Source organism: Paenibacillus sp. 22594, assembly GCF_052044425.1.
Taxonomy (GTDB): Bacteria; Bacillota; Bacilli; order Paenibacillales; family Paenibacillaceae; genus Paenibacillus_AQ.
In genome coordinates this window covers 268,368-281,828 of the sequence record NZ_JBQENA010000005.1, presented here as the reverse complement: position 1 = coordinate 281,828, position 13,461 = coordinate 268,368, and the positions used below count along the sequence as shown (strand labels likewise).

Genomic DNA, 13,461 nt, shown 5'->3' with positions numbered 1-13,461 from the left:
TAAATTATAGGAGATAACCTCCGGCAGGGCAATGTTGCCCGGAAAACTAACTTCATAATTCCTTCGACAAGACCATTAATTTTTGGTGAATAATACCGATATATGAAGTATAATAAATCATTATTACTTAGGACTTTTGGTACATGACTAAAGCCTGGTAGAGGGGGGACAGCACTTTCATGAAAGCAGAAGTAATCAATCCGTTTTTAGAATCTGCAAGAATTGTAATTGAACAGGTGATACAGGTCTCGCCATCCACTGGTAATCTGGGCATAAAGGACATTGAACTGATTGATAATCATATATGGATACAGGTGGGAATGACAGGTCAGTTGAGCGGGAATATTATTTTCGGGATCGCTGAACAGGTAGCACTCAAGATTGTGTCTGCCATGATGGGTGGGTATGTGATTACGGAAATGGACGAGATGGGCCAGAGTGCGATTTCGGAACTGGGCAACATGATCAGCGGTAACGCCAGCACCATTTTGTCGAATCAGGGGGTAGCCGTGGATATTACTCCGCCGAAGCTGATGAAGACAGATGGCATGTCGGTAATGCCGCGCAGAGCGCTGAGCATTCCGCTCCTGATGGAAGGCATCGGAGAGCTTGATATTCAGGTAATGATCTCTTAGTCGGACAATTGGAGCTGAACTAAATTCATGGTACTACAAGACAAGGTGGTTGTTATTACAGGAGCTTCGAGCGGGATTGGAGCGCTGACGGCCCAGATGCTTAGCAAGCGTGGGGCTGTACCTATCCTTCTGGCCCGTTCGGAGGACAAGCTGAAAGAAACTGCGGCCGGTATCCCGGGCGTTTTTGGACTGTATATCTGTGACGTGACCGATGAGGAGCAGGTAGTGAAGACCTTTGCGGACATCCTTAGCACATATGGCAGGATTGATGTTCTGCTGAATAATGCCGGCTATGGAAAATTCGCTTCATTTACCGAGATGGAGTCCCGCGAATTTGATGAGATGATGGATGTAAATTACATGGGCATCGTACGGTGTACCAAGGCTGTAGTCCCGCATATGCTGGAACGGGGAAGCGGACAGATTGTCAATGTGGCGTCGATGGCCGGCAAGATCGGCACGGCACGGTCCGTTGCTTATAGCGCAACCAAACACGCTGTGCTGGGCTTCACGAACGCACTGCGCCAGGAGTTGCGCCAGCAGGGGATCATCGTCTCGGCAGTCAATCCGGGACCGATTGCCACGGAGTTCTTCCGTACAGCTGACCCTTCCGGCAGCTATGAGAAAAGTGTCGCCCGGATTATGATGACACCGGAACATGTGGCCAAGAAGATGGTGAAGCTGATCGAGAAGGGAAAGGAAGAAATTGATCTTCCCGGCTTCGCGGCGTTGGGTATCCGCCTCTATGGTCTTTTTCCCCGTCTGGCGGACAAGCTTACCTACAATATGATGAACCGGAAATAATAACAATGGCTTTAGAATGATCAAACGGCCTTCCATTTGGTGGAGAGGCTTTTTTGGCATATAATGAACATATTATCTCAACGAAAAGGATGAATTACAATTATGAATAAAGCTTCTTTTGCGGCCATCGGGATCCAGGAAGACCTCGTTGCCCGATTGTCAGAATTCGGCATTCAAGATCCATCCCCTGTTCAGGAGCAGACCATTCCTCTGCTGCTGGAGGGAAGAGATGTGCTTGCCGCATCCCAGACAGGGACCGGTAAGACGCTGGCGTACCTCCTGCCGCTGCTCCAGGGAATTAATCCCGAGCAGAAAGGGATGCAGAAGCTGGTGCTGGCACCTACTCAGGAGCTGGCGATGCAGATTCTCCGCGAGGCGGAACGTTATGGGGCTCATCGCGGCATCAAGGTGATGGGTCTGATTGGAGGCGCAGCGATCAAGCGCCAGATTGATAAGCTGCGTGAGCATCCGCAACTTGTTGTGGGTACCCCCGGACGTATCCGGGAGCTGATTGGTCTGCGTAAGCTGAAGATGCATGAGGTGACCACGATTGTCATCGATGAAGCGGACCAGATGTTCCAGCTCAGCGGAGCAGGCGAGGTGGCGAAGATCGTCAGCAGCGCGCTGCGTACGCGTCAATTGGTCATGCTGTCAGCGACCATCGGGCCGGAGACGAAGGCGCTTGCAGCACGGGAGATGAAGAACCCGGCTGAAGTCGGTATTGATCCGGGTGTCATGACTGCGCAGAGCCTTGAGCATCACTACGTGGTGACCGAGGAGCGAAATAAGATAGATATGCTGCGCCGTGTGATCCGCCATTACAACCCGGAGCGGGCGATTGTGTTCGTCAATGCCACCGACGATATCGCTGAGGTGACTGCCAAGCTGAATCATCTGGGTCTGACGGCAGCCGCACTCTACGGCGATGCGGATAAGGTGACGCGCAGCAATGTGCTGGCCCGCTTCCGTGACGGCAAATTCCGTGTGCTGGTGGCCAGCGACGTGGCCGCCCGGGGCCTGGATATTGAGAATCTGACGCTGGTCGTCAGCTTCGATCCGGCCTTCGACTCGGAGCACTATGTGCACCGGGCCGGGCGCACGGGCCGCATGGGACGCCGCGGCCTGTCCGTAACGATCGTCACGGAGCAGCAGACGTTCATCATGCGCAAGTTCGCCAAGGAGCTGGACATCCAGCTGGAGGAGAAGGAAATGGTAGGCGGCAAGGTACGCGCCGCCGATGAGGCCCGCAGCGAGTACCGCGGCGGGACGGATTCGGGACGCCGCGAGGGCAGCAGCCCGCGCGCGGACGGATTTGCGGCGCGCAGCAGCAAGCCGCAGGTGCGGACTTCGGCAGCGGGAGGCCCGGCCTCCGCAGCCGGGGCACAAGCACCGCAGCCGGGTACGGCAGCGGGCTTCGAAGAGCGGCGCGATCAGCAGCGCCGCAGCCCGGGTACCGCCGCAGGGGCCCGGAGCGGCGCTCCTGCAAGCAAGGCGCGCAGCAGTGCAGAGCGCGAGAAGAACCGCAAGAATAAGGGAGCGCCAAAATGGCTCAAAGACAAAACCCCGAGAGGTGACGGTCAATGAATACTGCCCCCGTACTGCAAATTACGGGCTTAAGCGGAGGTTACAGCCTGAACAAGCCGGTGCTTCATGATATCGGCCTTCAGGTGCAGCCTGGAGAAATGGTCGGGCTGATTGGATTGAACGGAGCAGGTAAAAGCACGACTATGAAGCATATTCTGGGCCTGATGTCACCGCATAAAGGCGAGATCACCGTCCAGGGCAAGACCCGGAGCAGTGATCCGGAAGCCTATCATGGAGCGCTGTCTTTTGTACCGGAGTCGCCGCTGCTCTATGAGGAAATGACGGTCCGCGAGCATGTGGAATTTACCGCCAGGGCTTACGGTGTGGACCGCAACGATTATGAATCCCGCAGCAGCCAGCTGGCCGCACTCTTTAACATGGAGGACAAGATGGATACTCTGTCCTCGCATTTATCCAAGGGCATGAAGCAGAAGGTCATGATTATGTGCGCTTTCGTGGCGCGTCCGGCGCTGTATGTGATTGACGAGCCTTTTCTGGGACTGGATCCGCTGGGCATCCGTTCCCTGCTCGATTTCATGCTGGATCTGAAGAAATCCGGGGCTTCCATTCTGTTAAGCTCCCATATTCTCTCTACCATCGAGAATTACTGCGACCGCTTCATTGTCCTGCACCGCGGCCAGGTGATCGCGGAGGGCACGCTGGCGGAAATGACCGCGGCTGCCGGGCTGCAGGGATTGAATCTGGAGCAGCTGTTCTACGAATTGGTTCAAGGAGGGAAATGATATGGATTTGAAGGAGCTGCGCCGGCAGCGGCGCAGCCGGTTCACCGGGAGCCTGATTCCTTACATGGGTTATATCATTCAGAGCGGTGTAGCCATGCTGTTCCTGCTGGTGTTAATTATCTTCTCGGCCTGGTACACTTCACTACTCCGTGATATTCCGGCAGGCATTCCGATTCGCTGGATTATGCTGGTTCTCCTTCTTCCTGCGGTAGCACATAGCAGCTTCAGGACGTATCTGCAGAGTCCTGACACCATCTTTCTGCTGCCGCAGGGGCACCGGATGAAGGAATATTTCGCTCCAGCCTGGGTTGCCGGGAATGTCTGGAAGATTCTGCGGCTAGCCTTCGTGCTGATTACACTATGGCCTCTCTACATACGCACGGATGATTCTCATCAAATGCTGCTTGCCACACTTGTTGTCCTGATCCTGGTGAAGCTGCTGGCAAGCTTTGGCCTGTGGCGGGAGCTTACCATGCTGTCCCGTCCGGCTGCTCTTGGGTATAACCTGCTGCGCTGGGCAGTCTCCGGGCTGATGATTGCCGCATGGCTGTGGCAGCCCTCTCTGCGTGCACTGATCTTCATTGTGATTCTGGCCGCAGCCTATCTGGCGGCGCTGGCAGTTCCCGGACGGCACTCCGTTCCCTGGGAACGACTCATTGCCACCGAACGCAATCAGGGGGCGATAGCGCTGATGATTCTGGGCTGGTTCGTGGATGTGCCGGGACGGGAGCAGCGGGTCTATACCCGGCGTTACTTGTCCAAATGGGGCGGGGGCATCTCATGGCGGCGTAATACCGCCTACCGCTTCCTCCTGACCAAAAGCTTCGCCCGGGGCGACATCTTCGGCATTGTGCTGCGAATTGCAGTTCTGTCGCTGCTGCTGGTCTGGTGGAACCGGGGCAGCTACGTGGGCAGCGGCATTTATCTGTTCTTCCTGTTCATCATGGGCGTACAGTTGTCAGCACTGCGTAAGCTGCACAGTGAGTCGTTCTGGCTGACGGTCTATCCTCTGCCGGAGGGCAGCAAGGCAAGCAGTACGATTCAGTTCATTTTCCGCGCGCATTTGCTGCTCGCTGTGCTGACCGGTCTGCCATTCCTGACCGCGGTTGTAGAGCGTCCACTGCCTGTAATCGGCACCTTTCTTGCCGGTGCGCTGCTGGCCTATCTATTCAAGACCCGTGCTTCCCGCAAAACTGCGCAGGAGGACGACGACATCTAGAGAGAGTGAACTTGGGAGCTTGATGAGCGGTTTATTATTCCAAATGGAAAAAGGATCACTACATGAGCTCATTTGGCCCATGGAATATCTTATGTTGGAAAAATGATCACTAATTATGCTGAAAAAGGATATATTGGATGATTATATGTGAATTAGGTGGACGAAATCCCATTAAACCTTCTGAATCCAGGGTTACAGCCGATTTAGGTCTACTTATTCCACGTAACTTTAACTTCAACTTCAGCTCTAGCTTTAATTCTACCTTTAATTCCTAAGGGGCTTCATTGTTTTCGTCATGGCTTTCAAGTCTCCACTTCAAGCAGTATCATTCTATATCTGAAAAAGACGCCTGGGCAGGAGTACTGGCTCCGCTCAAGGCGTCTTTTTCTAAAATCATGAGGGATAAGACTATCTAGACGTACATCTGGAACTGAGAATTCCATCTTTACTTCCGCATGGAGCAGGGAATGGTGTGCAACGCGGGTAGGACGGGAGAGAGCCGGGGCTCCCTCCCGGGATGGTTATTCCCGGTTAGACAAAGAGTGAACGGCTGATGATGACCAGCAGGATAAAGAGAACCAGAATTGCACCAGTGCTTGTAAACCCAGGGTATCCATATCCGCCTCTAACTTCTTCGCTCATGTTCATTCCCCTTTCGCGTGTAAGTTGTTGTACTTGAGTACACCGTATTGTATGTGCGGAGGGAACAACGTGTATAGGCCAATGCCATAACCGCCTGCAAAAAAAGTCAGCCCCGGTACACCGGGGCTGACTTCTATGGTCAAAACTTGTTCAATCAGGCTTTTTCCAGATCGCGGATTCCGGAATAGACCATATCGAACAGATCCTCAAGCTGATCTTCTTCAATACAGGAGAAGGCCACGCGCAGATCGGTCTCACCCAGGGCAATCGTACCCAGGCCGTAGTTATGGATCAGGTGCAGACGCAGGGCGTCAGCGTGAACGGTATGCAGCTTCAGGCACATGAAGTATCCGGAGTTGAAAGGATAGTAGGTCCAGACCTCGTCGCCGTATTTGCCGCTGTCCAGCAGTGCCTTCACCTTGTTGGCACGGCCCTTCATGATCTGGAACTTCTCTTCCTTCTGCTCCGCAAATTCAGGCGACTTGAGCGCATCCAGTACAAAGGTCTGTGAAGGATGCGGCCCGCTAGAGATGGTGGCGCGGATAATCCCCATCGTCTTCTGTTCCAGGGCAGCGAGCACTTCCTTGCTGTCTGAAGCATAGGTGATGAAGCCGACGCGGAAGCCCCAGACAAACTCTTCTTTGGTCGCTCCGTCAATCTTCACAGCGAGTACACGCGGATGCAGATTGGCCAGACGGCCGAAGAGGGACTCCTTCAGTGAATCTTCGAAAAAGAGTCCGAAATAGGCGTCGTCGCTGACCACTACGACATTGATGCCTTCTTCTGCAGCGCGCAGAATAGAAGCCACGATCGCTTCGCCTTCCTTGATTCCCGGAGTATAGCCTGTAGGGTTATTCGGGAAGTTGAGCAGCACAATGGCTTTGCCGCGGTCCTTCTGGGCCAGCAGTGCATCCAGCAGCCCCGCGCTGTTGAAGCTCATATCTTCAGTGAAAAGCGGATAGGTAACGGTATCGCTGAGACGGCGCACGCCGAAGGTCAGCTCGTAATTCTCCCAGTTTTTGTCCGGATAGATGACAGCATCGCCTTGATCGGCGAATAGGTCGGCAACGATGCTGAGCCCGTGAGTCAGGGCATTGGTAACGATAGGGTTACCGAAGGACTTGCCTTCAAGCGACGGCGTCTCGCGAAGCATTTTCTCCCGCCATACGGTGCGCAGCTCCGGTTTGCCTGCTGGCGGAGCATAACCATACAAGTCCTTGGGGCTGTAAGCTGAGAGCTTATCCTGAATAACACCGAGGTGCATAGGTACACCTTTTTCAGTGGCAATACCAATGGTTGCATTGTATTTCTTGGCATGAGCAGCCGCTTCAGCGGATTGGCTCAGAATACCCTCTTTGGGATAATACAGCGCTTTGCCAAGATTGGAGAGCATATCGTATACATGTTCATTGCCTGCCTTGATGTTGTCATTCAATTGTCCAGCCAGTGGATTCATCGGTTTCATCCTTCCGGTATTCTTCTGGGATATACGTTAACATTGCCTAACATTATATCACCGTGATTCACCGCCGTCACTGATGAAAGAGGCAATTCCCATTACTTTTAAAATATTTGTGGCGGATCCTCCCAGACCTGAACCTCGATATAGCGCTCTGGCCCATGGGTTCCCCCGGCATTCCATTCCTGAGGCCAGCCGAATTGCGAAATGACTTCCCGGATCTCCGTAAGCAGGTATACCTGTCCCCGGTAAGGCTTACCGTCCAGAACTCTCATTGTGGGAAACAAATCGCCATACGTGAAGCTGATACAGCCAGGAGAAAAGCAGTCCAACGGAATCCTTAGCTCCATACCGCTAGGATACCATTCCAGCAGCCACGGACAGCTTCCAAAGGTCATATAGTGGGGCTGCTGGCGGACGGGGCGGCCTCCTTTGGCAATAAAAGCCTCCCGTGCCTTGTGCTCCAGGCTGCGCCGGATATCGAGATAATCCGCTGAGCGTTTGCTGGCAAATCCCTTGTTCTTCTGGCGTATGTCCGCAAGAACATGCTCCGCTTCCTCCGGTGCCAGGTCGGATAAATTCCGAAACGGTCCGGCAGATTTATCATAGTAGTGGTACAGATACTCCAAATTCCATCCCGCCAATCTACAGTGAAATATACAAATAGATACAGCTATATTCTACCACTCAGGAGTGGTAGGGGCAGTATTTTTCCATCATGGCGATGGTTTCGGCATCACGTGCCCCGTTTCTGTCCTGAAGCCCCTGAGTAACGGCATTTCGCGCATCTTCCTTCAGATTCTGGCCAAATTTGAATTTGGCGGTTACTTCTTCGGGAACGATCCGCACAACGGCAACACCCTTCAGAGCTGAGCGGTATCTGGGATCTTCGGCATCAATCGGGGCATAGCCTCCTTCCGGCTGGAGCTTTTGCATAAAAAGAGCGAGTACGGCTGCTTTTTCGGCGAGGTCTTCTACAAGCTCCGCTTGTCCATAAGCGGTTACGCTTTTGAAATAGGCGGTGGCAGGGCAGGCAAGCTCGGGATCGCTGAAATAGGAAGGAATGATGGCATATTCGTCGGCAACAGTGAAGCATACCCGCTGATTGTGGCGGATGCTCTTCATTTTGCCTCCGGCGTGACTGCCATGGAAATAGAAGTTTCCCTCCAGATAGACAAAGTTGAGCGGCGTTACGCGCGGCAGCCCCATCTCATCGCTGGTCCCCAGAAAACCAAAGCTCATTCCGTTTAGAAAACCGGCCAGCTCCTCTTCCTGCTCTACCTGAAATTCTTTTCTGCGCATATCGGCACATCCTTTTCTCAATAATGGCGGAGCCCTATGCTCCGAGGTAAACAGTTATCTTAGAATAGAAGAAGAATTGACAATAAAAAAGGACCGGTTTACATTAATTTTATTAGTCCACTTTGATGTGGAGAGGGTGGGAACATGAATTTTACGCTGCCTTATGACCAGTATCTGGCGGTGCACCACTACAAATATTTGGCCTTATACCACGCGCTCCGCGCGGCTATTCTTGGCGGGACTCTGCCGGGCGGAACCCGGCTGCCGTCTACCCGAAAGCTGGCGGAGCTGTACCAGATCTCACGCGGCTCGGCATCACAGGTGTACGACATGCTGCTGGCTGACGGCTACATCCGGACGGAGACCGGCCGGGGCACCTATGTAGCAAATGACAGTTTTAAACCCGTGGAGCGGGAGCGGGTGGAGGCGGATCAGGAAATTGAAGGTGCTGTAGCTGCGGCATCGGCTTTTGCTGGGTCAGAAGGTTCAAGGGATGCGGTTACGCGTGCATTTGCAGATGTGGGAGCAGCTTGTGATAAAACCGGGATACCGCTATCCAGTTGGGGACAACGCCTTATGGAGAGGAATGTTCTCATCTATGAACAGGAGGAAGGGAACTTCGTCAGCTTTCGCAGCCGGGGGATGCTCATGGAGCACTTTCCTTATGAGGAGTGGCGAAGCGCACTGAAATATGCTGGCGGCAAAAGCGGCGGGAGGATGGAAGGCTACTGCCCTCCCCAGGGCGAAGAAAGCCTGCGGCTGGCGATTGCCACCCATCTCCGGGTGACCCGGGGCATCCGGGCAGAGGCGGAGCAAATTGTCCTGTTCAACGGCTCGATGCAGGGTATCGTCCTTCTGACGCAGCTCTTGCTGGAGCCGGGAAGCCCCGCCGTTGCCGAGGACCCTGGATTTCACGGCATCCGCAGAGCAGTGGAAATCTCAGGCGGGAGGCTGCTGCTGGGTAAGGTGGACGGGAGCGGGTTGGTGCCGCAGGATTGGGCGGCCCGGTTGCTGTTCGTTACGCCAAGCCGACAGTTCCCCACCGGCGCTGTGCTGCCGCTCGACCGGCGGCGCCGTCTGCTGGAATGGGCGCGGCGGCAGGAAGCGCTAATTGTGGAAGACGATTACGACAGTGAATTCCGCTGGGGCGGGCGGCCCATAGAACCGCTGAAGGCACTCGACCGTGAAGAACGGGTCATCTACATGGGCTCATTCTCAAACAGCATGTTCTCCAGCCTGCGGTTGGGCTATGCCGTGCTCCCGCCCTTGCTGATCCGGCCAGTGACCGCCGCCAAGGCGCTGTATGAGCCGCTTCCGGGCGGCCAATTAGAGCAGCGTGCCTTGGCGCGCTTCATGCAGACCGGCGGCTACAGCCGCCATCTGCGGCGGATGACGCGCCTCTATGGCGAGCGTGCCCGGCTCCTCCGCTCGCTGCTGTCCGAGCGGCTCGATCTGCTCTTTGAACCGCTGCCCGGCGATGCGGGGCTGCATATCTACGCGCACTGGCGGCGCAGCAGAGCGGAATTCGCCGCCTTCCGGGCGGCGGCGCTTATGCGCGGCACGGACTTCCGGGACGCAGCGTTGTACCAGGCTGCACCGGGCGTTCCGGCGGCCTGCTTTTCTTTTGCCCATTTGGACAGTGCACAGCTCGAGAATGGGGTCAACCGTCTGCTGCTGGCCTGGGAGGATGTGCAAAATCGAAGGTGACAAGGTATTATGGGGAGTATGGAACGGTTAGGATGCTTTCGAAGCGAGTTTTGCTGCAAAGTAATCTCAAAGAAGTAGAATTCCGCAAAACTTAAGATAATGCTTCCGAAGCGAGTTTGTACGAAGCATATTCAGGAAGTAGAGCTCACAAACTTTTAGGAGGGAACATTATGCTGCATGCATCGCCGTCCTCTTTTGTGATCCTGCCGGCCCTGGCGAAGATTGTCTGCGAACCGGGCTGGAAATGGCAAAAAAGAGAGAAGCCGCTGCAAAATTATGATTTGTTCTATGTCTGGAGCGGGGAAGGCACGGTTGTGCGCAGAGGAGTCCCTTATCAGGTGGGGAAGGGGAGCTGCTTCCTGTTCCGTCCGGGGGATCACACCAGCGCGACACATAATCCGCAGAAGCCGCTTGTGCTTACATACATTCATTTTGATGTCGCTGAGAATGTGACAGATATTCCCGAGCCTTACCGTGAACTGTCCGAGACGGTGGAGTTCGAGCATTTGCTGGCGCGGTATGTCCGCCTGTTTCTCGTAAAGACCTTTGCGGCAGAGGAGGAAGGCCAACTGATTCTGAAGCAGCTGATGATCCATCTGCTCCGTGAGGATCAGGTGATGCCTGTGGAGCGTCATGTAAGCAACCAATTGGCGGAAGTCATTCATGAGGTAGCCAACTATGTCAGCCAGCATCCAGGAGCGGTGCACCGTGTGGAGGATCTGGCGGCGCGTGCCGGGCTGTCCCCACGTTATTTTTCGATCAAATTCAAGGAGATTACCGGCTCTTCTGTCCAGTCCTACGTGATCCGCACCCGGATTGAGCGGGCACAGCATCTTCTGCTGTATGCCGGAATGAACGTAACCGAGGTGGCGGATGCGTTGGGCTACCGCGATATTTTCTTTTTCAGCCGCCAGTTCAAGCAGCACACCGGCAAAAGTCCGTCCGAGATCCGCTGACCCTCCGTTTGGTTTCACTTTTTTCGGTCGGGGGAAGCAGAACTGTCCGCAACCGCTGGAGACATTGAAGAACAGCAGTGTGGCAGGTACGGTTCATTGGTTTTGACCATTTGTCCTGAAATGATAGCTTATCCAGATAAACGAAGGGAACCGGGCCGGAACAGGGCTTCCGGTCTTTTTGATTATATAGGAAATTATACTGTGGAAAAAACGGTGGATCACTCCGATTGAAAAGTGAAAGGGATAAACGTGAAGAAACAGGCCGGAGGAAACGAAATGAACTAAACGGGCCTAAGAGGAAATACCTATGATCTCGCCGTAAACGGGCTAGCGGTCAGAATGAGAGGTAGAAATACCTCTGATCTCGCCGTAAACGGGCTAGTGGGCAGAATGAGAAGTAGAAATACCTCTGATCTCACTGTAAACGGGCTAGCGGGCAGAATGAGAGGTAGAAATACCTCTGATTTGGAGCAATGCCGTTATCTGCTGCAATGAGATGCTGGATTCACCCGTTAGGGTGATTTTGTTCTTTTAGGAGGCTTGAAGGTTTGTGTGTATTAGGGCATCTGGGCCGGGGGATAAGGATAGAGAGCATTAGTCTTGAACAACCCGTTCAGGAGGCCTATGATGAGTATAGATAGAACGAGAAAGAAACTACAGGCCGGAGGAGAGAGAATATGTACGAAATCGTGTTGATACGCCATGGCGAGAGCGAGTACAACCGCCAGAATCTGTTCACAGGCTGGAGCGACCCCGATCTGACGGAGAAGGGGATAGAAGAGGCCAAAGCAGCCGGTAAGCTGCTGAAGGAGGCGGGCTATACTTTCGATCTGGCCTTTGCATCTGTGCTGAAACGTTCGATCAAAACACTGGGCTATGTCCTGGATGAGATGGACCTGTTGTGGATTCCCGTGCAGAAGTCCTGGAAGCTGAATGAGCGTCATTACGGCGCGCTGCAGGGACTGAGCAAGAGCGAAACTGCGGTAAAATACGGCGAAGAGCAGCTGCATATCTGGCGGCGCAGCCTGTCTGTCCGTCCTCCGATGCTGGAGCCGGATGATCCGCGTTATGCCCGGAACGATATCCGCTACAAGGAGGTCCGCCCCGGCGATATTCCTCGCGGCGAGAGCCTGGAGGATACCGTGCACCGCGTCGGTGATTTCTGGAGCAATCGTATTGTGCCGCTGGTCCGCAAGAAGGAACGGGTGCTGATCTCGGCGCATGGCAATACGCTGCGGGCCCTGATCAAATTCATGGAGGACATTGACGAGAAAGCATTGCTGGATCTGAATGTTCCGACAGGAGTCCCTCTGGTCTATAAGCTGGATGATGACGTGAAGCCCATTAGCCGCTTCTATCTTGGGGAGCCGGAGGAAGTTCAGCAGAAGGCCCGCGAGGTGGCGAATCAGAGCAAGGTGACGGAATAATCTGTCTGATATAGATGTACAACTAAAAAGGCAGCAGGTCTCTCCGAATATCCCGGAGGTCTGCTGCCTTTGGTTAAAATACACTACTATTTCTCGCAGAAACGGATACCGGCCTATTATGAGGCGTAGCCGTTTCTACTTGTGTTCCCTACACCGGACGCTGCAGCTCGCCCAGCAGTTCGCCCATCTTCACCTTGGTCCCGCTGGCAAGTCCAGATCGGGGGGTGAAGCTGCCGTTCTCGAGGAGCAGTACCACGGTGGAGCCAAATTCGAAATAGGCCAGGTCGTCGCCGATCTCCCAGGCATCAGCCGCCTCATCCGCATAGTGGATGCTGCTGACATTCATCGCGCCGACCTTCACTACTGCGGCTTCACCGTTTGCTCCGGCGATATAAGTAATCAGCCGTTCGTTGCGGCTCAGTACACCCTTCATATGTCTCATGCCGAATTCATTGACAGGGTATGCTCTCCCGCGGATATGTTCACTCTCGACCTTGCGCCCGGTAAGGGGGGCGTGAATCCGGTGATAATCCGTTGGACTTAAGTACAGCACGAAGAAAAAACCTTTTTTGTACAGCTCCAGGTGCGGGGAGTGGTTCAAAAGCTCCTCCAGTTCATAATCCTGACCTTTTACATTCATTATGGTTCCGGAATGAATCTCGCCCATGGCGGTAATCAGCGCATCTACCGGACTGGCTACGGCATTCTCGCCGCTGGCGACCGGACGCATGCCGGATTTGAGATGACGGCTGAAAAATTCATTAAGTGTAAGGTATTCCCCGGAAGGCTTCTCTGCTTCAGAAGCGGGAATATGATAAATCCGAATAAATGCCGGGATCATAAAACGGCTGAGTCTGCTATGGGAAAAAGCCCCCATCAACCGGGAAAGCCATCTGTGCGAGGACAACTCGGTCATCAGCCGCAGCAATTGTTTTACCATGAGTATCTCCCTTCCATCATGCAGCAGCACGGCCCCGTGTCCA

The 13,461-nt window shown here is 54.1% G+C and carries 13 protein-coding genes; 8 read left to right on the top strand and 5 right to left on the bottom strand.

The window, feature by feature from the left end; all coding sequences use genetic code 11:
* Positions 1 to 179 precede the first annotated feature (179 nt).
* The 5 genes from ACTJKB_RS18545 (at position 180) to ACTJKB_RS18525 (ending at position 4,985) form a co-directional block, all read left to right on the top strand.
* Positions 180 to 635 carry a chemotaxis protein CheX gene (locus ACTJKB_RS18545; RefSeq protein ID WP_440835888.1) on the top strand — a complete coding sequence of 152 codons (456 nt, stop codon included), beginning with the start codon at positions 180 to 182 and terminating at the stop codon, positions 633 to 635.
* Between the two features lie 27 nt (positions 636 to 662).
* Complete coding sequence (locus ACTJKB_RS18540) at positions 663 to 1,439, top strand: SDR family NAD(P)-dependent oxidoreductase (RefSeq protein WP_440835887.1); 777 nt, start codon at positions 663 to 665, stop codon at positions 1,437 to 1,439.
* A 102-nt stretch (positions 1,440 to 1,541) separates the two neighbouring features.
* Entirely contained in the window at positions 1,542 to 3,023 is a 1,482-nt protein-coding gene (locus ACTJKB_RS18535) for a DEAD/DEAH box helicase (protein WP_440835886.1), read from the top strand.
* A complete protein-coding gene (locus ACTJKB_RS18530; protein ID WP_440835885.1) occupies positions 3,020 to 3,766 on the top strand; it encodes an ABC transporter ATP-binding protein in 747 nt (248 codons plus the stop codon). Before ACTJKB_RS18535 ends, ACTJKB_RS18530 begins: the two co-directional genes overlap by 4 nt.
* 1 nt (position 3,767) lies before the next feature.
* A complete protein-coding gene (locus ACTJKB_RS18525) occupies positions 3,768 to 4,985 on the top strand; it encodes an ABC transporter permease (protein WP_440835884.1) in 1,218 nt (405 codons plus the stop codon).
* Between the two features lie 531 nt (positions 4,986 to 5,516).
* On the opposite strand, the gene ACTJKB_RS18520 is transcribed toward ACTJKB_RS18525, so the two are convergent.
* From ACTJKB_RS18520 to ACTJKB_RS18505, 4 genes are all read right to left on the bottom strand, one after another.
* Positions 5,517 to 5,627, bottom strand: coding sequence for a hypothetical protein (locus tag ACTJKB_RS18520; protein WP_020429695.1), 111 nt, complete (start codon positions 5,625 to 5,627; stop codon positions 5,517 to 5,519).
* A gap of 154 nt (positions 5,628 to 5,781) precedes the next feature.
* Positions 5,782 to 7,083, bottom strand: coding sequence for an aminotransferase class I/II-fold pyridoxal phosphate-dependent enzyme (locus ACTJKB_RS18515; RefSeq protein ID WP_440835883.1), 1,302 nt, complete (start codon positions 7,081 to 7,083; stop codon positions 5,782 to 5,784).
* 107 nt (positions 7,084 to 7,190) lie between these two features.
* Positions 7,191 to 7,730 carry a hypothetical protein gene (locus ACTJKB_RS18510; RefSeq protein WP_440835882.1) on the bottom strand — a complete coding sequence of 180 codons (540 nt, stop codon included), beginning with the start codon at positions 7,728 to 7,730 and terminating at the stop codon, positions 7,191 to 7,193.
* A gap of 43 nt (positions 7,731 to 7,773) precedes the next feature.
* Positions 7,774 to 8,388: a pyridoxamine 5'-phosphate oxidase family protein gene (locus ACTJKB_RS18505; protein ID WP_074103009.1), complete on the bottom strand. Its 615-nt coding sequence runs from the start codon at positions 8,386 to 8,388 to the stop codon at positions 7,774 to 7,776.
* Between the two features lie 144 nt (positions 8,389 to 8,532).
* Here ACTJKB_RS18505 and pdxR point away from each other — a divergent pair, with 144 nt between their 5' ends.
* The 3 genes from pdxR to gpmA all read left to right on the top strand — a co-directional run bounded on the left by pdxR (position 8,533) and on the right by gpmA (position 12,478).
* On the top strand, positions 8,533 to 10,095 hold the full coding sequence (gene pdxR / locus ACTJKB_RS18500; protein ID WP_440835881.1) for a MocR-like pyridoxine biosynthesis transcription factor PdxR: 1,563 nt from the start codon (positions 8,533 to 8,535) through the stop codon (positions 10,093 to 10,095).
* A gap of 170 nt (positions 10,096 to 10,265) precedes the next feature.
* The gene (locus ACTJKB_RS18495) at positions 10,266 to 11,051 is read left to right on the top strand and encodes a helix-turn-helix domain-containing protein (protein WP_440835880.1); all 786 of its coding nucleotides are present in this window, start codon (positions 10,266 to 10,268) and stop codon (positions 11,049 to 11,051) included.
* A 677-nt stretch (positions 11,052 to 11,728) separates the two neighbouring features.
* Entirely contained in the window at positions 11,729 to 12,478 is a 750-nt protein-coding gene (gene gpmA / locus ACTJKB_RS18490; protein WP_440835879.1) for a 2,3-diphosphoglycerate-dependent phosphoglycerate mutase, read from the top strand.
* A gap of 148 nt (positions 12,479 to 12,626) precedes the next feature.
* Here the strand turns inward: gpmA and asd are convergent, their stop codons facing one another.
* Positions 12,627 to 13,418: an archaetidylserine decarboxylase gene (gene asd / locus ACTJKB_RS18485; protein WP_440835878.1), complete on the bottom strand. Its 792-nt coding sequence runs from the start codon at positions 13,416 to 13,418 to the stop codon at positions 12,627 to 12,629.
* Positions 13,419 to 13,461 lie beyond the last annotated feature (43 nt).